The following is an 18,202-nucleotide window of genomic DNA, read 5'->3' as shown; positions in this document are numbered from 1 at the left end:
CTCATTGCGCCGCCGTTTAGGGAAGCGCTAGGATCCGCCCAACAAAGGCCGCCCCGGTGGCCGTAGAGGTCCCGGCGGGGGGCGGCACGCCGGTGATTGCCTGACAGTCCGCCGACGGTGTCCGGATGCTGGGGGAAGCATGGCAGCGGTCCCGGAGGCTTCAACGTCACGTTGCGTGCTCTGGTTTGGCGAGCCGTTGGCGAACGAGCGCAGTGCGCTGGCGGCAGCAGGCTGGTATGTGCGCAGCATCCGTCCCGATCCCGCCATGGCGATTGGCCTGCGCGGGCGCGATCGCTTGCTCGCCGTGCTCGATCTGCGCCACCTCGATGCGGTCGCGCTGCAGCTGCTGGTACCGTGGATCGAGCAGCACCAGCATCTACCCTGGCTGGCGGTACTGCCACCGGGTGCCGGACCTGATTCAGCGGCCTGGCTGCCGTTGCTGCAGCGATGCCGTGCCCGCTTCACGCTGCCGTTCGGCCTGCAGGATCTGGTCTGCGCAATGCGCCAGCAGTTCGACGCAGATGATCCGCCTGTCGACGCAACCTGCAGCGGGCAGGGACCGCACGCATTGATTGGCGAAAGCGCTGCGCTGCATGCGGTGCGCACGGTGCTGCACAAGTTCGCGCCGGTGGAGCTGCCGGTGCTGGTCACCGGCGAAACCGGTACAGGCAAGGAACTGGCCGCACATGCGCTGCATGCGTTGTCGGGGCGTGCTGGCAGGCCTTTCATTGCGGTGAACTGTGGTGCGATTCCGGCCAACCTGGTGCAGTCGGAGCTGTTCGGCCACGAACGTGGCTCGTTCACCGGTGCCGACAAGCGGCAGATCGGCGTGTTCGAATCCGCGCACGGCGGCACGGTGTTTCTGGACGAAGTCGGTGACCTGCCGTCGGAGGCACAGACCAGCCTGTTGCGTGTACTGCAGGAAGGCACCTTCGAGCGCGTCGGCAGCAGCCAGCCGTTGCGGGCGGATGTGAGAGTGCTGGCTGCCACCCACGTGGAACTGGAACACGCGGTGGCGCAGGGCCGGTTCCGCAGCGATCTCTACTACCGTCTGAACGTGCTGCGCCTGCTCATGCCACCATTGCGAGAGCGCGATGCCGATGTGCAGCTGCTGGCCGAACACTTCCTGCGCTGTTTCCGGCAGCGCCACAGCGTGCGTGCACGCGGCTTTGCGCCGGCCGCACTGCAGGCCATGCGGCGTTTCGAATGGCCCGGCAACGTACGCGAACTGCTGAACCGTGTGCAGCGTGCAGCGATCATGGCCGAGGGCGAGCTGATCAGCGAGCGTGACCTGGAGCTGGGCGCATCGGTGGCGGTCCTGCCTGGGGCGATGCTGCACGATGCGCGGGGCCAGGCCGAGCGCGATGTGCTGCTGCAGACCCTGCGCCAGACCGGCTACAACGTTTCCGAGTGCGCGCGGCAGATGCAGATCTCGCGGGTGACGGTGTATCGCCTGTGCCGCAAGCACCGGCTGGAGCTGCCTGCGCAGCGCTGATCAGCCGGCCGCCAGGTGCTTGAACAGGCGCAACGGCTTGCCCGTGACGCGCTCGATCACACCCTTGGCTTCCAGGTCCAGCTGCACGGCCTTCAACCACCAGCCGGCGGTGGCGCCTGCCGGGAACAGGGCGGTGGGCAGGTGCGGCAGCAGCGCCTGCTTGGCCTGCGCAACGGTCAACCCTGGCGGTTTCGCAGGCAGGGTCTGCAGCAAGGCATGGCGCATGGCGAGATACTTGGCACGATCCACGCGCTGGATGTGCCCGGGCGTGGTGATGCTCTCGATCTCGATCCGCTCGGGCTCAGACATGGCTATCTCCCGCGACTTCGATGCGTGGGCTGCGGAAGCCCATGGCGATCCACGCCTTCATCAACCGTGCATGGAACCGCAGCGACCGGGTCTGCAGGTTCGGCACATCGTCCGGAAGGACAGACGCATCAGGAAGATCACTGACCATCGTCCGCATCTCCACGGCGGGTCTTGCCGATGCGGGCCACAGCAGGCCATACAGGCTCAGCCAATGGCCGCCACTGAACTCCAGGAACAGCGGCGTATTGCAGCAGCCCGCCAGGACGCGGCGGCTGCCGCCCCTGCTGGACAAGCGCAACGCACGCAGCATGGAATGTCCGGCGTCGATGCTGACGCGATCCTTGCGGTGCATTACGAAAAGCGTCTGGCCATGCGGGCCCAGTACTTCGGGTGCTCGGGGCAGCGACTGCAGCATGGCGCCGGCCTTGCGGCAGCTGTCGCAGCAGCATTCGACGGTGGCAATGGGTTGGCCCGTGGCGGTCAGGCGGACCTGGCCGCAGGCGCAGGCAAGGGACTGATGGGAGGGCATCTGCATTTTCTCCTGGGGTATTCATCCTCTCGACGAACCGGGGTGCCGGGCATCGACAACATCCGCCTTCAAGGGCGCTTCATCCGGTAGCGGATGCGGTACAGGTCCAACCCTGCACCGTCCGCACGCCGCGCCGAATAGGTCAACGTGCCGGGGTGCGAGCCATCCAGCATCGCGCCGTAGCTGTCGCCGGAGGTTTCGTTCAAGGGCGAGGGCAATGCATGGCCCGCGTCATAACGGCCTCCACGTTCGTAGGCAATGAACTGGCGCACCGGTGCGCTGCCGAAGTCGAGAGCGCGGGCAAAGACCACAGTACGGCCATCCCCGAGGAAGGTGGCATCGAACTCCTGCGCCGAGGTATTGAGGTCTCCGGGCAGCGGCCGCGCGGGCTGCGCCACGCCACGGACCATCGCTGCGACGTAGAGGTCATGGCCACCCGCACCGCCTGCGCGATCGCTGGAGAACAGCAGCGTGGCTGCGTCTGGTGAGAGCATCGGCGCGAACTCATCGGCCGCGCTGTTCACTGCGGGGCCAAGATTGACCGGTTCCCCGAATCGGCCGTCGCTCCCCACGCTGACCCGATACAGATCGTCGCCGCCTTGGCCGCCTGCTCGATCCGAGCAGAAATACACCGCGCGGCCATCGGCGGAAAAGGCGGGATCGAAGTCACGTCCCGGCGTGTTGAACGGCACCGGCGTCGCCGGCCGCCAGCGCTGGCCGTTGTGGCGCGAAACCCATATGTCATACCCGCCCGGACCGCCGGGCCGGTTGCGGCTGAACCACAGTGCGGTCTTTCCGTCCGGGCTCAAGGTCAGTCGAATCTCGTCGTACTGCGTGGATGCAATGCCCGGAGCAAAGCGCTCGGCCGGGCCGACGATCTGCAGCACCCTGGATGGAGACGCGCCAGGCGACGCAGACACCAGCAGCATCACGGCCAGCAGCGCCTTCATGCCTGCCGCTCGAAGTCGCTGACCCAGTTGGTTTCCCAGCTGCGTCCACCATCGGTCGAGGCCGCCTGTTCCCAGCGCGCCGAACGCGGGGTAATGCGTGACCAGATCACCCGCGTCTGGATCGCTCGTCCGTCGTGCTGGTCTTCGCCAAAGAAGCGACCGACACCGGCCTCGAAACCACCGCGCAGCGGCGCGCCGATCCGGGTCGGTTCCCGGCCATCCAGCCACCAGCTCAGCCAGTGCCGCTCAGCCGCATTCCAGGCGCGGATGCCCATGCCGCGCAGCGGCGCTCCTGGCATGTCCATCAGATTGTCACCTACGTTGCCGAATCCTCCCAGTACCGGCCAGTTGTGCAGGGTGCCGTTGAACGCGTCCCACGCATCGCTGCCTGCCAGTCGGGCGCGCAGGCGACGATGGCGCACGTTCCAATTGCCCACCAGAAAATCAAAATCGCCCGGTGCATCCGGCAGCTTCGGAAGCGGCGAGGGGGCCGCAGCCGTGCGGCGGAACCAGTTGCGCCAGTTCACCTCCCAGTGCGCACCGGCGTCGTCGGAGAATGCCTGTTCCCACCACGGCTCCTCGCCGTGGATGGCGTGCCACCGGAACCACACGTCGATGGGGCGTCCGTCGATCCGGTCGGTGCCGCGAAAGTTGCCGGCATCGCCCTTGAAACCGCCGCGTACGGGGGCTTCGATATGGGCAGGATTGCGGCCATCAATCCACCAGATCGACCATGTGGAAGACACCGGATCAAAGGCACGCACGCCCAGGCCCCTGTAGGGACCCGAAGGCAGTGCCATGACGTTGTCATCGATGGTGCCGAGCCCGCCCAGGGTGAGCCAGACCGCGCTGGCGCCGGTGAAGGCTTCCCAGCGGGTATCGCCCACCAGCCGCTCCTTCAGGCGTTGGTGCCGGACCTGCCAGGTGCCCTGCAACCATTTCCAGTCTTCGCTGTGACTGGCCAGGGCCCACCCGGAGGGCAGGGTGGTGGACGCGGCCGTGGCGGCCAGGGTGACCAGGAACTGCCGTCGATCCATATGCGTGATCCCCTACCGAAGGTGCCCCCATCGTTGCGGGTACGAAGGGGATTGACCACGCAGATATCGGGGCTCAGGCTAAGCCACACTTATGGTCACCCAACGCCAGCTGCCATCGCTTGCCGCCATCCGCGCCTTCGAGGCGGCGGCGCGGCTGGGCAGCTTCGCGCGTGCTGCCGAGGAGCTCGACACCACTGCGGCATCGGTGAGCTATCACGTGCGGCGGCTGGAGGCCCAGACCGGTACCTGCCTGTTCCTGCGCCACGCACAGCACGTGGAACTGACGGTGGTGGGTGCCAGCGTCGCGCAGGAAGCCACCCGGGCATTCGACGCACTACGCGCCAGCTTCATGCGCGCCGCTGGCATGGATGCGGCGCGACTGCGCCTGTCCGTACTGCCAACGCTGGGCACCAGTTGGTTGACGCCGCGGCTGGGTACGTTCCGCGCCCGCCATCGGCAGCTCCTGCTGGAACTGGATCTGTCGGCAGAGCCGCAGGATCTTGCCGCCGGCCACTTCGATGCCGCCATCCGCAACGGGAATGGCGAGTGGCCTGGGCTGCAGGCCACGCCCTTGTTCCCCAGCGTTTTCATGCCGTTGTGTGCGCCGGCGCTGCTGCCGGCGGCCCGTGGACTGGGCAGCACCGCGCTGGAGATTCCCCTGCTCGGTCGGCCGGACTGGTGGGCCCTGTGGTTCGCCGCGCACGGGCACCTTCCACCGCCGGCACCAGGGAGTCTGGTCACGCCCTTCGCCGTCGAGCATCTGGATGTCGGTGCCGCGATCGCAGGGCAGGGCATCGCCATCGGTTCGCCGATCCTGTTCCAGGCCGAGCTGGAGAGCGGGCGCCTGGTGCAGGCGCATCCGGGTGTCGCCAGCGACGGTCGCAGCTTCTGGTTCGTGGCGCCCTCGGCGCGGAGTGGGAGCGCCAAGGTCATCGCATTCCGTGACTGGGTGGTCGAACAGGCCGCCGAGGCACGGCACGCAGCACGCCATCATCTGGCGCAAGCGGTGACGCCGTGAACCAGAGCCCCGAACTGCTGCGACGACTGCTGCGTGCCAAGGACCGGATGGACCGGGCCAGCCATGAGGAATGGCCAGTCACACGCCTGGCCGAGGTCAGTGCGGTGTCGCCGGCGCACTTCGCCCGCTCGTTCAAGCAGGCATTCGGGCTGCCGCCGCACCGGTATCTTCTCAGCCGGCGCATCGAACGGGCCGTGGCGATGTTGCGTGACACCGATCTGCCGGTCACCGAAATCGCCGTGCAGACCGGGTGGAGCAGCCTGGGCACCTTTGGCCGCATCTTCCGTGACATCACCGGTGACAGCCCGGGCAATGTGCGTGAGCGTGAGCGTGCAGGCCAGGCGGCGTCGGCCAGCGTGCCGGAATGCCACGCACGTGCCGCACAGCGACCGGACCTTAAGATCGCAGTTTTGGAGAAGCGTCGCCGCGAGGCGGTTGCTAACGTGGACCCCACCTGAGGGAGGTCCCATGACGAACACTGTGAACACGGTCGGCCTGTATGTGCGCGACCAGGATGAGGCGCTCGCGTTCTATGTCGGCAAGCTCGGCTTCGAAGTGCATACCGATGTACGCAACGGCAGCTACCGCTGGCTGACGGTACGCAGCCCGGGCCAGGACGGTTTCCAGCTGGGCCTGTTCGTGCCTGGCCCGCCCACCCACGATGCGGCCACCGCGCTTTCGCTGCAGCAGCTGGTGGCCAAGGGCGCAATGCCGCCGCTGGTGCTGGCCGTGGATGACTGCCAGGCGTGCTACACGCAATGGCTGGCGCTGGGCGTGGAATTCACCCAGGAGCCGATCGAGCGCTATGGCGCCGTGGACGCCGGATTCCGCGATCCATCAGGCAATGGCTGGAAGATGATCGAAGCCCGCTCCGTGACGAGGCGCCGGCAATGAGCCGCGGTGGCTGGGCACGGCCCGTGCACCGTTGGACCTCGATCGTGTTCACCCTGGCGGTGATCGCCAACTTCGTAGTGCGCGCGATGGGACAGGGCGAGCCTGCGGCGTGGCTCACCTACTCGCCGTTGCCCCCCCTGTTCCTGCAACTGTTCACCGGCCTTTACCTGTTCGTGCTGCACTACGCCGGAAGGCGCCGCAGCGCCGCACTCGGCGCTGCGGGCTGAGGCGAGGTCAGGCGACCGCGTCGACCGCATGGGCGGCAAGCAGGGCGGGCAGGTCTTCCATGCGCTGGAAGATCACCTGTGCACCCGCTGCACGCAGGGCCTCCGGCGTACTGTGGTGCGGACCGCCTTCACTGAAGCCGAACACGGTTGCACCAGCGGCCACACCCGCCGTTGCACCGGTAACAGTGTCCTCGATCACCGCGCAACGCTTCGGGTCCACGCCCAGTGCAGCGGCGGCGGCCAGATAGACATCCGGATGCGGCTTGGTGTGCGGCATGTCCTGGCCGCTGAACACGTGGGCCCCGAAGGCATCAAGGATGCCGACCTTGCCCAGCTGCAGCTTCACCTTGTGCAGATCGGCGCCGGACGCGCATGCAATCCGGCCGTCGGTGAGCACCGCGATCGCACGCACCGCCTCGGGCGCACCCTGGATGGCAACCAGGTCACGTTCCAACGCGCGGTTGCGCTGCTGGCGGAACTCTTCCAGCCATTCCTCGGTGAACGGCTTGGCGGTGCGTTCTTCGATCAGGCCGGCCAGATGGGCCACGGACTGGCCCAGGAACACCTCACCGGCCTGCGCCGGGGTCAGCGGCCAGCCGCGCTCGGTCAGCATTTCCGAAAGCACGCGGGCGACCAGCGGCTCGGAATCAACGAGTACGCCATCGCAGTCGAACAGCACGGCATCGAAGGGGAAACGGGACATCTACAGCTCCTTGAAACAACAGCCATGGGGGCGATCAGCGGGTATTTTCCCACGGTGGAGACGGAACGAAGGCCTCGACCAGCGCATCCACTGCGGCACGCACCTTGGGAGCAAGGTCGCGGGTCGTAGGCCAGAGCGCATGCAGGGGCGTGCCCGCGCTACCCGTGGCAGGGAATACGGCCACCAGTGCGCCGCTGCGCAGCGCGTCCCCCACCAGCCAGGTGGTCGCTTCTGCAATGCCCAGCCCGGCCAGCAATGCGCTACGCAGCGCATCGCCGTCACTGATGCGGTGGCGCCCTTCAATGCGGTGCTGGACAAGCCCGCCGGAGCCGTCCGGCACCGTCCAGGGCAGCGCGTGCCCCTGCCGGCCGAAGGTGATGCAGTCGTGTCCGGCAAGATCCTCGGCGCGCACCGGGACGCCACGTGCCGCCAGGTATCCGGGTGCAGCGCATATCACGGCATGCTGGCGGCCGAGCGCCCGGGCAGAGAGCGAGCTGCTGTCGTCAAGCGGCCCCAGGCGGACGGCCAGATCGACGTTTTCCTCGAGCAGATCAACCCTGCGGTCGGTGAAGCTGACATCGAGCTGCAGCCGCGAATGGCGTTGCGCCAGTCCGATCAGTACCGGCATCACCCAGCGCTGCCCGAACGCTACCGGCAGGCTGACCCGCAACAGGCCGGAAACCTCTTGCCGCCGCGACGCTGCGTTGGATTCGGCTTCGTCCAGTTCGGCCAGGATGCGCCGGCAGACCTGGTAGAACTCGGCGCCCTCGACAGTGAGCGCCAGCCTGCGCGTGGTGCGATCCAGCAACCGGGTGCCCAGTCGCCGCTCCAGCGTGGCCACACTCTTGCCAACGGCCGATTTGCTCAGCCCCATGCGCAGGCCGGCTGCGGTGAAGCTGCCGGCGTCCACGGCCTGGACGAACACACTGATGCCCTGCAGGCGCGCCGCACTGTAGCTGGTCATATGCGTCAATTGGGGAATTTATGGATTCAGTGTATCGACAATATCCCGTCACTGAACACCTCCATGCGTCAATAGACTTTCCTGGCGCACTTCCGCGCGCCAATGAGTGATTTCCCATGTCTGTTTCGACCATGAAGGTCTGGGAGCTCGATGCCCCGGGCCTTGCTCACCTGCGCTGCGTACGGCGCCCCATTCCCAGGCCAGGCCCTGGTGAGGTACTGGTCAAGGTCGGTGCCGTGTCGCTCAACTACCGCGATCGCCTGGTGATCGACGGCGGACTGTTGTCCGGTCCGCTGCCACACCCGTTTGTTCCCGCTTCGGACATGGCCGGCGTCATTGTCGAAACCGGAAGCCCAGCGCGACGCTTCAGCGTTGGCCAGCGGGTGATGGGCAATTTCTGGACGCAGTGGCTCGATGGCGCGCCTCCGCCCGAGATGCTGCAGCACGGACTGTCCCTGGGCGGTCCGCTGCCGGGCGTGCTGGCGGAGTATGTGGTGCTGCCGGAGGACGTGGCAGTCGCTACGCCCCCCTCGTTGTCTGACCTGCAGGCCAGCACCTTGCCGGTGGCGGCGCTGACGGCCTGGTTTGCACTGGTCGAGGCCGGCCAACTCGCTCCTGGCCAGACCGTGCTTGTGCAGGGTACCGGTGGTGTTTCCTTGTTCGGGCTGCAGTTCGCCCAGCGGCTGGGAGCACGGGTAATCGTGACTTCACGCAGTGACAGCAAGCTTGCCCTTGCAGAACGGCTGGGTGCATGGGCATCGATCAACACGCGGCAACATCCTGCATGGGGCGCGCGAGCGATGGAGCTGAGCGGAGGGCAGGGCGTCGATCATGTGCTTGAGCTGCTCGGAGGCGGCAACCTCGCCCAGAGCGTGGAGGCGCTCGCAGTGGGCGGGCACATCCTGCAGATCGGCTTCCTCGAGGACCCCGACCTGCACATGCCGGCGGTTCCTCTCATGCTGCGCCGCGCGACCCTGAAGGGGGTTTCGGTTGGCCATCGCCAGGCCTTCGAGGCGATGAACGTCTTCATCGAACGCGAGCGCCTGCAGCCTGTCATCGACAGCGTGCATTCGTTCGCCGGCCTGCCTGCGGCACTGGCAGCACTGCAGCAGGGGCCGTTCGGCAAAGTGGTGGTGCAGGTGGCAGAGCACTGAATCCAACTGCGCCGTACCTGTCCAGGCGAAGTGCGCCTGTGCGGCCGGAATCCCGACCGCACGGGCGTCCTGGCAGCTCAGCTCAGATCACAGCCCGCCGGCTGCGGCCAGGTGGTGGCCGGCAGCATGTTCTTCAGCGAAGCGGGCGCGTTGATCGCCACATAGCTGGCGCCCAGCAGCTCCTCCAGGTCGGCGATGGTCACCAGGTAGCTGTCCAGGCTGCCCAGGTTCGCTTCATTCGGGATGATCCAGCTGATCGCCTTGGCGGTGCCGGTGTTCGGGTCGCGGGTGATGATCGTCTTCCAGAAGAATTCCGGGGTCGGAATGCCGTGACTGGCGAGGAAGTAATCGTTGGAGGCATCGCCATAGACCACGCCGCCGTAGACATCCACCGGCGCGATGTCGCGGTAGCACTCGGCCACGTTTTCGGCTTTGACCCAGACGCCCTGATTGAAGCTGGAAACCTGCGGAACGATGTTGGTCATGTAGTTGGCGCGACGGATGTAGGTCGCGTTGTAGTCCATGTGGTTGGAGGTCACCAGATGGCCGCGGTCATAGCCGCTGCGGATGCTGGCATACGACGCGGTGCTGTTCTGGCCGAGGCAGCCGGCCGGCAGGTCCGGGTCTTTGTAGAAGCTGGACGGGCGCGCGGCGGAGCCGGTGTCGGCGGTGAGCGTGTACTCATAGCGGGTGGCGCTGTGGATGTTGCAGTCGTAGGTGAGCACGAAGCCGCCCTTGTTGAGGGTGACGAGCTGGGCCTGGGCGGCACCGGCGAAGGTACTGAGGACGAACGCGAAGAAGAAACCTGCAAGGCGCATTGCGATTCTCCAGCAGAGGATTCAGGACGCAGCCGCCCGCCACGACCGGGCCGGAGCGAGGTCATGTGAGGACACTGCGGAGTCGGGTAGTGCGGAATGCGTGGGACGTGACCGCGATGACAGGGCCGCGGAGGCCGTGCGGTGTCGTAAGCGTCACAAGCTGTCGTCTTTCGGTCAATGGCGAAACGACGAAGCTGTGACAGCGCGCAAGCACTGGAGAAGTGTCAGATCATGCGGCGCGTGGATGAAACGCAGGCGTGCTAGGACATCGCGCTGCCTGTAGCGATGGTCAGGGATTCGTCTTCAACACGTAGTCGCCCTTGCGTGTTCCCGGCACCAGCGACCATTCCGGCTTCAGGCTCAGCGACCACCCCGGCCCCTCCAGTGGCGGTTCAGCACTTGCCGGGGCCTGCACGAATAGGACCTTCCAGTCGCTCTGCAGCAACGCACCGTCGGTGACATCCAGGCTGCCCCAGATGTCGGACAGCCGCATTGCTGGATACACCATGCCTTGGCCTGGCAACGGCTGCATGGTGTTGGGATCGAACTGGATGCGCATGTTGCGCAGATCCAGGCGCACGACCGGGCCTGTCACGAAGCGCGCACGGTTGTGTTCCAGCTGCGCAAGGCGCTGCTGCTCGCGCAGCGTTTCGGCTTCGTGCAGCTCCGGCCCGTCATAGCGCGCGGCAGCCGCTCCCAGCGTGGTCGCGTCCAGCTGCAATGGGGCCTGCGTCACTTCGGCCAGTCGCGTGCCGAGATCGCGAGCCTGGTGGGCGAGGTCGCCGCGCCAGCCAGGTGCCGCCTGGTCCAGCAGCAGGCCATAGGCCGGGCCGGTGGCATAGGCGAAAGAGCGGACGAAGCTGCGATCACCCACGTGTGCGCGAAGGTCATGCAGTGCCGCCTGGATACGTGTCGACGGCGTCGGATTGCCGACGAACACGCCGGTGTACTCGGCCAGGCCCTCGTTCAATTCCAGCGCCGCTTCTTCCTGCGCGGCCGCAGGGAACCGGCGGTAGCGCTCGGCGCGGAATGCGAGTGCGTCCGTCATCGCAGTGTGCTGCGCTACTGCATCGGTGGATTCAAGTGCGTCCGCAAGCGCGCGCCATTCCAGCTGCAGCCAGTAACGTCCTTCAAGCGTGTCGAGGTGTTCGTTTCCACCCTCCGCCGGCGCGATGATGGGCAGCGCCGGCTGCAGGCGATGGAACATTTCGTGAGCCAGCAGCGTGCTGCGTCGGGACGCGTCCTGCGGCAATGGCCAGAGCAGCTGCGTCCAGCGTGTGCCGGACCAGTCCACGGCGGTGTTGGCGACGATCGCATCAGACGGAAGCTGGCCTGCGAACACATCGCCGCGCTCCATCAGCGCACCATGTGCGTCTGCCTGCGAGGCGATGACCTGCCGGCTCTTTGGATCCACCAGCATCATCGGCCCGCACAGGGATTGACCCCACAATCGACCCCGGTCTCCGTTGCAGAGCTGTTCGGCGCGCCGGAAGACCTCGCGGGCCGCCGCATCGGAGAACGCCTGCTCGTTGGCCATCACGGTTCGTTGCGCACATAGCGCCAGTACAGCGAAGAGCAGGAAGCGTGACCTCATGACGTCCATTCATCCTTGGGGCCCAGCTCTCATAGCATCGATCCCATAGGCCGGCAATGCAGCAAACGTCATGTTGCGTCGCAAGGTGCCACCCACCATTCGCACTGGTACGGTCCAACCCGTTGCACCACCACCGACGGGGACAGACGACGATGCGCAAGGTATTGCTGCTGTTGATCCTGCTGACCGGACTGGCGCCCACCGCCTGGGCCGCTACGGTCAAGACCACCCACCGGACCATTCCCAGCTGGGATGGAACGCCTCTCGGGGCCTTCGTCATCGAACCGCAGGACGCGGGCAGCGGGCGCTATCCACTGCTGGTGATGCCCAGCAGCTGGGCGGTACCCAGCGTGGAGTATGTGGGGGTGGCGCAGTCGCTGGCGCGGCGCGGCTATGTGGTGATCAGCTACAGCTCGCGGGGTTTCTGGGAGTCCGGCGGCAGCATCGACATCGCAGGGCCAGCCACGGTCGAAGATGTCAGCGCCCTGATTGATTGGGCGCTGGACAACACCCGCGCCGATCCGGCCCGGATCGGCGTTTCGGGCATCTCCTACGGCGCAGGCACCAGCCTGCTGGCGGCGGCGCGCGATCCACGCATCAAGGCCGTGGCGGCGCTGAGTGGCTGGGCCGATCTGCAGGCCTCGCTGTACAGCAACGACACCCCCAGCGCGCAGGGCATCGCCTTGCTGGTGGCAGCCGGCCTGGCCACCGGCCGCCCGGGACCGGAACTGACGACCATCAATCGCAATGTACTGGTCGGCAACTACCAGGGCGCGGTGGATTCGCTGTTGCCGGTGGCGGCGCAGCGCAGCCCCGGGTCCAGCATCGATGAGATCAACGCCAACCAGCCAGCGGTGTTCCTCGCCAACGCCTTCAACGACAGCCTGTTCCCGCCGGGCCAGCTGGTCGATTTCTTCACCCGGTTGAAAGGCCCCAAGCAGTTGCAGCTGCGCCATGGCGATCATGCGCTCAACGAAGCCTTTGGCGCTCTGGGTGTTCCCAACGAGGTCTACGATTCGGTGGGCGACTGGTTCGACCATTACCTCAAGGGTGAAGCCAATGGCATCGACCGCCAGCCTGCAGTACAGCTGAAATCGCAGAAGGGCAGCTGGAGTACCTATCCGAACTGGCAGGCGACCAATGCCGGCGCTGTCAGCTATGCGCTGAGCGCACCCAAAGGACTTCTGCTGCCCACGGGCGGCCTGGTCGCGAGCGGCAGCAGCACCGGCTGGAGTTACCGGATCGGCAGCGGGCTGCTGACCGCCGCCAATTCCGGCGTGGCGATGGCCTCCGGTGCATTGCAGATGATCAACCTGCCGCCCGGTGCCTATGTGCCCTTCGTGGGCCGCAACGCCGCAGGTGTCTGGCAGGGGCCGATCCAGTGGAGTGCGCAGCGCCTGGATGGAACGCCAGAGGTACGCTTGACCGTCACGCCCAGCCGCGCCAACACCACGCTGTACGCCTACCTGTACGCCGAGGATGTGCTGGGCAACGGCCAGCTGATCAGCCACAAGCCCTATACGCTGCGTGGTGCCACGCCGGGGCAGGCGAAGGCCATCGACCTGCGGTTGGAAGCCAGCAGCTGGAACCTTCCGGCCGGCAGCCGCCTGACCCTGGTGGTGGACAGCGTGGACCTGCGGTATGCGGGCATCAGCCAGCTGGGTGGCACGGTGACCTTCAGTTCGCCGGCCAATGCGCCTTCGGTGTTGAAGGTGCCGCTGCATTGATGGAAGGCCGCGCCCGTTGCGGCGGGCGCGGTACGCCAGGCAGTAGAACTGCGAGACTGGCGTTTGTTCCGGGGAAGGGAGGAATCCATGGTCATTGCATGGCTGTTGCTCGGTGCAGCGCTTGCGGCACCTAACGCGCAAGGCGCGCCGATCGACTGGTCGGATACGCTGTTGAAGGATCTGGACGCTGCCGACGCCGCCATGCGCGGCAGCCATCCGGGCGCCGTGGACCTGCGCAATCCTGGTTTCGGCGCACAGCTGGACGATGCCCTGGCGCTTGCACGCTCGCGCGCCGAACGGGTCGCCAGCTACCCGGGCTACTGGTGGGCGATGAAGGGCTATGCGGCCTCCTTCAACGATGGCCATGTCAGCCTCAACGCGCTTGCCGATGCTCCCGATCTTCCAACGCAGTGGCCGGGCTTCCTGACCGGCTTCGACGGCGATGCGCAGGTGGTCATGACCGTGGATGGTGGTCCGGGCCATCCGCCGCTGGGCGCGCAATTGCTGTCGTGTGACGGCATTGATGCGCAGACGCTGGCTGTACGCCGGGTGGGTGACTTCAGCGGTCGCTGGAACCTGCAGGCCAGCCGCATCCAGGGTGGTGGTGAAGTGCTGCTCGAACAGGGCAATCCATACGTGCCTGCATTGCGTACCTGCGTTTTCCAGGTGGGCGGACGTGAGACATCCTATGCACTGCGGTGGCAGCCGCTGCAGGCAGCACAGCGCAAGGAGCGCTTGGCTGATACCCGGCGCAGCTTCCGTCCCCCCAACGGCTGGCACGCGATGCCCGATGGCAGTTACTGGATCACCACCAGCAGCTTCAATGCCGACCCTGCGGAGCAGAACTTCAAGGAACTGACCGCGCTGCTTGAGCAGCTTGCACCGCAAGCCGAAGGGTTGCAGCAGGCACCGATGGTGGTGCTGGACGTGCGTGGCAACACTGGCGGTGCTTCGCAATGGAGCATCGAACTGGCGCGATTGATCTGGGGCCGGGCCGCTGTCGACGCGCTGCCCGACCGCAGCTGGGTAGAGTGGCGGACCTCGGAGGGCAACATCGCCCGGCTTCGCGGCTTCCTGCAGAAGCTGGAACAGGCGCCCGACGCGTCGCCTGAGCTGCGTCGCATGCTGGAATCGGTGACGGCAGGCATGGCGCAGGCTCGCGGCCGGGGTGAGGCTTTGTGGCGCGAGCCATCCGAGGCCAGCGCAGATCCAGCATCCGCCGCAAGCCAGGCCGGACCTGTGCGCAAGGGCAGGGTCCTGGTTGTGGCCGATGCTTCCTGTGGCTCGGCCTGCCTGGATGCATTGGACCTCTGGAAGCGGCTGGGCGCGGTGCAGGTGGGCGTCGAGACCTCCGCCGACAGTCTGTACATGGATGTGCGGCCGGAGCGGTTGCCCAGCGGGCTGGCCAGGATCTCGGTGCCGATGAAGGTGTTCCGTGGGCGGGTACGTGGTTCGAATGAACCGCATGTGCCCGATCATCGCTATACGGGCGACATGCGCGACACCCGGTCGCTGGAAGCGTGGCTGCTGACGCTGTAAGTGCGCGCAGGACCTCGTGCAGGGCTGAATTCCGCAGGAGAGGATCGCATGAACATCCCGCCACCCAGCGCTGCCAGGCCGCCATCGCGGGCAGGAGCCTTCCGTCGTCGGATGCTGACACCCGGTGCATTGCTCGGCGTGGCGCTGCTGATGTACATGGTCGGCGTACGTGTGCCGCTGGCCAGGCTGAGCGGCCTGTAGGGCGGAGCGAGATCAGCGCCGGACGTCGAACTGGTCACTCTCCAGCAGCGCCCAGACCTCGGCCTCGCACACGGGACTGAAGTCTCCGGGAATGGAGTGCTTCAGCGCACCTGCCGCCAGACCGAAGCGCACGGTGCTCTCTGCATCGAACCCGGACGCCAGCCCGTGCAGGATGCCTGCCGCGAATGCATCGCCGCCGCCGATGCGATCAACGATACCGGGCAATGGCCGCGAGGGGGCCTGCGCACGGGTACCGTCGCGTCCCAACAGCAGCGCGCCCAGGATGTGATGGTCTGCACTCACCACGTCGCGCTGGGTGCAGGCCAGCCACTGCAGGTGCGGGAGCGCCGCGAACGCTGCCGCTGCAGCCGCCTCGGTCCGCGCGATGGGGCTGTCCTCGGCGAAGCGCAGTCCCAGCACCAGTTCGATATCGCGATGGTCGGCAAAGACGATATCCGCCTCTGCGAACAGTTCCCGCAGGATGGCGGCGGCGTTGCCGCCCCAACGCTGCCAGAGCGAAGGTCGGTAGTTGCCGTCGAAGGACACACGCACGCCTGACCTGCGTGCGGCCCGTGCAGCGCTCAAGACGGATTCGGCCACATTGGCACCCAGTGCCGGACTGACGCCGGAGAGGTGCAGCCACTGCGCATCACGCAACAGCGTTGGCCAATCATGGTCGGCAAGTGCAGTGTTGGCGAATGCCGAACCTGCCCGGTCATACACCACTTCACTGGCGCGCTGCAGCGCGCCGGTGGCCAGGAAATACAGGCCCATGCGGTCTCGGTCGACTTCACGCACACCTGCCACGCCCACACCATGCCGCCGCAGCTCGGCCACGGCATGCCGGCCCAGCGCGTTGCCGGGCACCGTACTGACCATCTGCACATCGTGGCCGAGACAGGCCATTGAGACCGCCACATTGGCCTCGGCGCCCCCCACGTGGACCTGCAGCTGCGGCGTCTGCAGCAGCAGTTCCCGACCGGGTGCGCCCAGGCGCAGCAGCAGTTCACCGAAACAAACGACGCGGCTCATCGGTTCTCTCTCACTCGGTGGGGATGCAGCCCAGCATGCGCAGATCGATGGCATCGGCCATGCGCCGGTAGCCTTCGTCATTGGGATGCAGGTGGTCGCGGGTGATGTCGTTGGGCAACGATTCCACGGCCTTCGGGTCACGCAGCGCGGCATCGAAATCGATGATGCCATCGAACCCGGTCTTCCCACCGCGTGCCCACTGGTTGATCGAGGTGCGGGTCGCTGCGGACACGGGCTCGTAGCGCTCGGAACCACCGAATGGGGTCAACGTACCCAGCCAGGCGCGGATGCCGTGCGCATGCAGTCGCGCTGCAACCTGCTGATAGCCCAGCAGCATGTCCGCCGCACTGCGTCCAGGCAGCGGCTGCGTGCCACCACCGTGGCGGATGTCATTGATGCCCTCGAACAGGATGACCTGATCGGCATCGGCCACCGCGATCACATCGCGATCCAATCGTGACAGGGCGCTGTGGCTGCGGCCATGGTCAAGCAGCTTGTTGCCGCTGATGCCCTGATTGAGTACCACGAACCGGTTCGGGCAGGCTTGCTGCAGGCGCTGCGCCAATCGCTCCGGCCACTGGTTGAAGGTTCCGCGACGGGCGGTGGCACCTTCCGTGATGGAATCGCCGAGTGCCACGATCACCTGGGGACGATCAGCGCGCTGCACCATCACGGCCGAGAACACGTTCTGCTGGTAGCTCAGCCGCACGCTGTCGGCAACCGATGTCTGCCTGCCGTCCGCTACCCGCACTTCGGTGCGACGCACCGCCGGGCGGGTCGGCTGCGGAAAATAGGCCGTTACGCTGATCTCCTGCAGCGGCGTCACCGGCATCGGTACCGGGTCGCTCAGCAGCGCGGCACCCACCGGCACCTCGATGACCGCGCGGCCATCCACCGTTACCGGCAGAGGGGCGGAATCGCCGTTTTTCACTCCTGCGCGCAGGTCCTCGACCCGTAACGGCGCCGTGCCGAGTTCGTTGCTGATGCGCAGCCGCAACGCGTCGCCACGGCTGCCGATGCGCATGTCCTGGCGCACGGTCTGCGCGGCGAACTGTACGGGGGCCTCGGCGGTGCCATCCTTGCGGTCCGGTGCCGGCGAGGCGGTCCAGGCGGTGACCCAGACCGGTGCGGCCAACGCGCCAGGCGCAGCTGCGGCGGAACAGATCGTCAATGAAAGCAGGAGCGTCCAGCGCTGCATGGTCAGGATTCCAGTCAGGAGAAGTAGGTGCCGCCGTTGACGTCCAGATTCGCACCGGTGATGAACGCCGCCGCATCCGAGGCCAGGAATACCGCAGCGTCGGCGGCTTCGTCCGGTGCCCCTTGGCGGCGCAGCGGGGTAGCGCCAGCAACGGCCGTGCGTACTTCCGGCTTGGTGAACTCATCATGGAAACGGGTGGCGATCATGCCGCAGCACAGTGCATTCACGCGGATGCCCTTCGGCCCCAGCTCCTTGGCCATGGCACGGGTGAAGGTCATCACTGCCGCCTTGGCGGTGGCGTAGATCGATGCCCCCGGGCCGCCGCCATCACGACCTGCCTGCGAGGCGAAGTTGACAATGGCTGCGCCGTCGCGCATGTGTGGCACCACCGCGTGCGTGGTCAGGTAGGTCGAGGTCAGATTCAGGTCCATCACGGCGTGGAAGAACGCCGGGTCGATGTCGGCCAGCGGCCGACGCTGCACCATGCCACCGGCCACGTTCACCAGCAGGTCGATACGCTCGCCGAACGCGGCCTGTACCGCAGCGACCAGGCCGGCCACGGCGGCGGCATCGGTGACGTTGGCGCGATGCACGATGGCCTGGCCACCGGCCGCCTGGATCTGTGCCAGCGTTTCCTGGGCACTGGCTTCATCATGGGCGTAGTTGATGCAGACGCGTGCACCGGCGGCAGCCAGTTTGATCGAAACGGCGCGGCCGATATCGCGGCCACCACCGGTGACAATGGCCACCTTGTCCTGGAACGACATGCGGAAAACTCCTTGGTTTGCGGGGGAATGGATGTACTTGGAAAAG

Annotated in this window: 20 protein-coding genes; 9 read left to right on the top strand and 11 right to left on the bottom strand. The window is 66.6% G+C overall.

All coding sequences use genetic code 11. The features are described 5' to 3' along the window. Positions 1-139: 139 nt before the first annotated feature. A complete protein-coding gene (locus ACZK5G_RS11590) occupies positions 140-1,495 on the top strand; it encodes a sigma-54 interaction domain-containing protein (RefSeq protein ID WP_478463363.1) in 1,356 nt (451 codons plus the stop codon). Here ACZK5G_RS11590 and ACZK5G_RS11585 read toward each other — a convergent pair whose 3' ends face one another. The 4 genes from ACZK5G_RS11585 to ACZK5G_RS11570 all read right to left on the bottom strand — a co-directional run bounded on the left by ACZK5G_RS11585 (position 1,496) and on the right by ACZK5G_RS11570 (position 4,320). Continuing rightward, positions 1,496-1,804, bottom strand: coding sequence for a DUF6958 family protein (locus tag ACZK5G_RS11585; protein ID WP_049401493.1), 309 nt, complete (start codon positions 1,802-1,804; stop codon positions 1,496-1,498). Then, complete coding sequence (locus tag ACZK5G_RS11580) at positions 1,797-2,339, bottom strand: GFA family protein (protein WP_478463361.1); 543 nt, start codon at positions 2,337-2,339, stop codon at positions 1,797-1,799. The genes ACZK5G_RS11585 and ACZK5G_RS11580 overlap by 8 nt, the downstream gene beginning before the upstream one ends. A 62-nt stretch (positions 2,340-2,401) precedes the next feature. Beyond that, positions 2,402-3,283 carry a TolB family protein gene (locus ACZK5G_RS11575; RefSeq protein ID WP_478463360.1) on the bottom strand — a complete coding sequence of 294 codons (882 nt, stop codon included), beginning with the start codon at positions 3,281-3,283 and terminating at the stop codon, positions 2,402-2,404. Beyond that, positions 3,280-4,320: a hypothetical protein gene (locus tag ACZK5G_RS11570; RefSeq protein ID WP_478463359.1), complete on the bottom strand. Its 1,041-nt coding sequence runs from the start codon at positions 4,318-4,320 to the stop codon at positions 3,280-3,282. The genes ACZK5G_RS11575 and ACZK5G_RS11570 overlap by 4 nt, the downstream gene beginning before the upstream one ends. Before the next feature lie 91 nt (positions 4,321-4,411). Between ACZK5G_RS11570 and ACZK5G_RS11565 the strand changes: the two genes are divergently transcribed. The 4 genes from ACZK5G_RS11565 to ACZK5G_RS11550 are packed head-to-tail and all read left to right on the top strand — an operon-like array spanning position 4,412 to position 6,459. Beyond that, the gene (locus ACZK5G_RS11565; protein WP_329913428.1) at positions 4,412-5,338 is read left to right on the top strand and encodes a LysR substrate-binding domain-containing protein; all 927 of its coding nucleotides are present in this window, start codon (positions 4,412-4,414) and stop codon (positions 5,336-5,338) included. Continuing rightward, entirely contained in the window at positions 5,335-5,796 is a 462-nt protein-coding gene (locus tag ACZK5G_RS11560) for a helix-turn-helix domain-containing protein (RefSeq protein ID WP_049401498.1), read from the top strand. Before ACZK5G_RS11565 ends, ACZK5G_RS11560 begins: the two co-directional genes overlap by 4 nt. A 10-nt stretch (positions 5,797-5,806) precedes the next feature. Beyond that, on the top strand, positions 5,807-6,232 hold the full coding sequence (locus ACZK5G_RS11555; RefSeq protein WP_478463358.1) for a VOC family protein: 426 nt from the start codon (positions 5,807-5,809) through the stop codon (positions 6,230-6,232). Then, positions 6,229-6,459: a hypothetical protein gene (locus ACZK5G_RS11550; RefSeq protein WP_121503346.1), complete on the top strand. Its 231-nt coding sequence runs from the start codon at positions 6,229-6,231 to the stop codon at positions 6,457-6,459. Before ACZK5G_RS11555 ends, ACZK5G_RS11550 begins: the two co-directional genes overlap by 4 nt. 7 nt (positions 6,460-6,466) lie before the next feature. Here ACZK5G_RS11550 and ACZK5G_RS11545 read toward each other — a convergent pair whose 3' ends face one another. After that, positions 6,467-7,162, bottom strand: coding sequence for an HAD family hydrolase (locus ACZK5G_RS11545; protein WP_478463357.1), 696 nt, complete (start codon positions 7,160-7,162; stop codon positions 6,467-6,469). Between the two features lie 34 nt (positions 7,163-7,196). After that, positions 7,197-8,126: a LysR family transcriptional regulator gene (locus ACZK5G_RS11540; protein WP_478463356.1), complete on the bottom strand. Its 930-nt coding sequence runs from the start codon at positions 8,124-8,126 to the stop codon at positions 7,197-7,199. Between the two features lie 116 nt (positions 8,127-8,242). Between ACZK5G_RS11540 and ACZK5G_RS11535 the strand changes: the two genes are divergently transcribed. Then, positions 8,243-9,280, top strand: a complete 1,038-nt coding sequence (locus ACZK5G_RS11535) for a zinc-dependent alcohol dehydrogenase family protein (protein WP_032127236.1) — start codon at positions 8,243-8,245, stop codon at positions 9,278-9,280. A gap of 77 nt (positions 9,281-9,357) precedes the next feature. Here ACZK5G_RS11535 and ACZK5G_RS11530 read toward each other — a convergent pair whose 3' ends face one another. Both ACZK5G_RS11530 and ACZK5G_RS11525 read right to left on the bottom strand, forming a co-directional pair. Then, positions 9,358-10,098 (bottom strand): DNA/RNA non-specific endonuclease, encoded by a 741-nt coding sequence (locus tag ACZK5G_RS11530; RefSeq protein WP_478463355.1) that lies wholly within the window; start codon positions 10,096-10,098, stop codon positions 9,358-9,360. 289 nt (positions 10,099-10,387) lie between these two features. Next, a complete protein-coding gene (locus ACZK5G_RS11525; protein WP_478463354.1) occupies positions 10,388-11,692 on the bottom strand; it encodes a hypothetical protein in 1,305 nt (434 codons plus the stop codon). 152 nt (positions 11,693-11,844) lie between these two features. Here ACZK5G_RS11525 and ACZK5G_RS11520 point away from each other — a divergent pair, with 152 nt between their 5' ends. The 3 genes from ACZK5G_RS11520 (at position 11,845) to ACZK5G_RS11510 (ending at position 15,159) form a co-directional block, all read left to right on the top strand. Next, positions 11,845-13,419 carry a S15 peptidase family protein gene (locus ACZK5G_RS11520; protein WP_478463353.1) on the top strand — a complete coding sequence of 525 codons (1,575 nt, stop codon included), beginning with the start codon at positions 11,845-11,847 and terminating at the stop codon, positions 13,417-13,419. Between the two features lie 87 nt (positions 13,420-13,506). Then, positions 13,507-14,958 carry a S41 family peptidase gene (locus tag ACZK5G_RS11515; protein ID WP_478463352.1) on the top strand — a complete coding sequence of 484 codons (1,452 nt, stop codon included), beginning with the start codon at positions 13,507-13,509 and terminating at the stop codon, positions 14,956-14,958. Between the two features lie 48 nt (positions 14,959-15,006). Then, positions 15,007-15,159 (top strand): hypothetical protein, encoded by a 153-nt coding sequence (locus tag ACZK5G_RS11510; RefSeq protein ID WP_478463351.1) that lies wholly within the window; start codon positions 15,007-15,009, stop codon positions 15,157-15,159. 12 nt (positions 15,160-15,171) lie between these two features. On the opposite strand, the gene ACZK5G_RS11505 is transcribed toward ACZK5G_RS11510, so the two are convergent. From ACZK5G_RS11505 to ACZK5G_RS11495, 3 genes are read right to left on the bottom strand one after another with little or no spacing between them, the layout of a single operon-like run. Further along, a complete protein-coding gene (locus ACZK5G_RS11505) occupies positions 15,172-16,191 on the bottom strand; it encodes a sugar kinase (RefSeq protein WP_478463349.1) in 1,020 nt (339 codons plus the stop codon). A gap of 10 nt (positions 16,192-16,201) precedes the next feature. Beyond that, entirely contained in the window at positions 16,202-17,389 is a 1,188-nt protein-coding gene (locus ACZK5G_RS11500) for a GDSL-type esterase/lipase family protein (protein ID WP_478463347.1), read from the bottom strand. A 14-nt stretch (positions 17,390-17,403) separates the two neighbouring features. Next, entirely contained in the window at positions 17,404-18,156 is a 753-nt protein-coding gene (locus tag ACZK5G_RS11495) for an SDR family NAD(P)-dependent oxidoreductase (RefSeq protein ID WP_478463346.1), read from the bottom strand. Between the last annotated feature and the right edge of the window lie 46 nt (positions 18,157-18,202).

The organism is Stenotrophomonas sp. 62841_Sma (assembly GCF_056482945.1).
The sequence above is the reverse complement of the archived record's forward strand: the minus strand, read 5'-3'. Positions and strand labels throughout refer to the sequence as shown.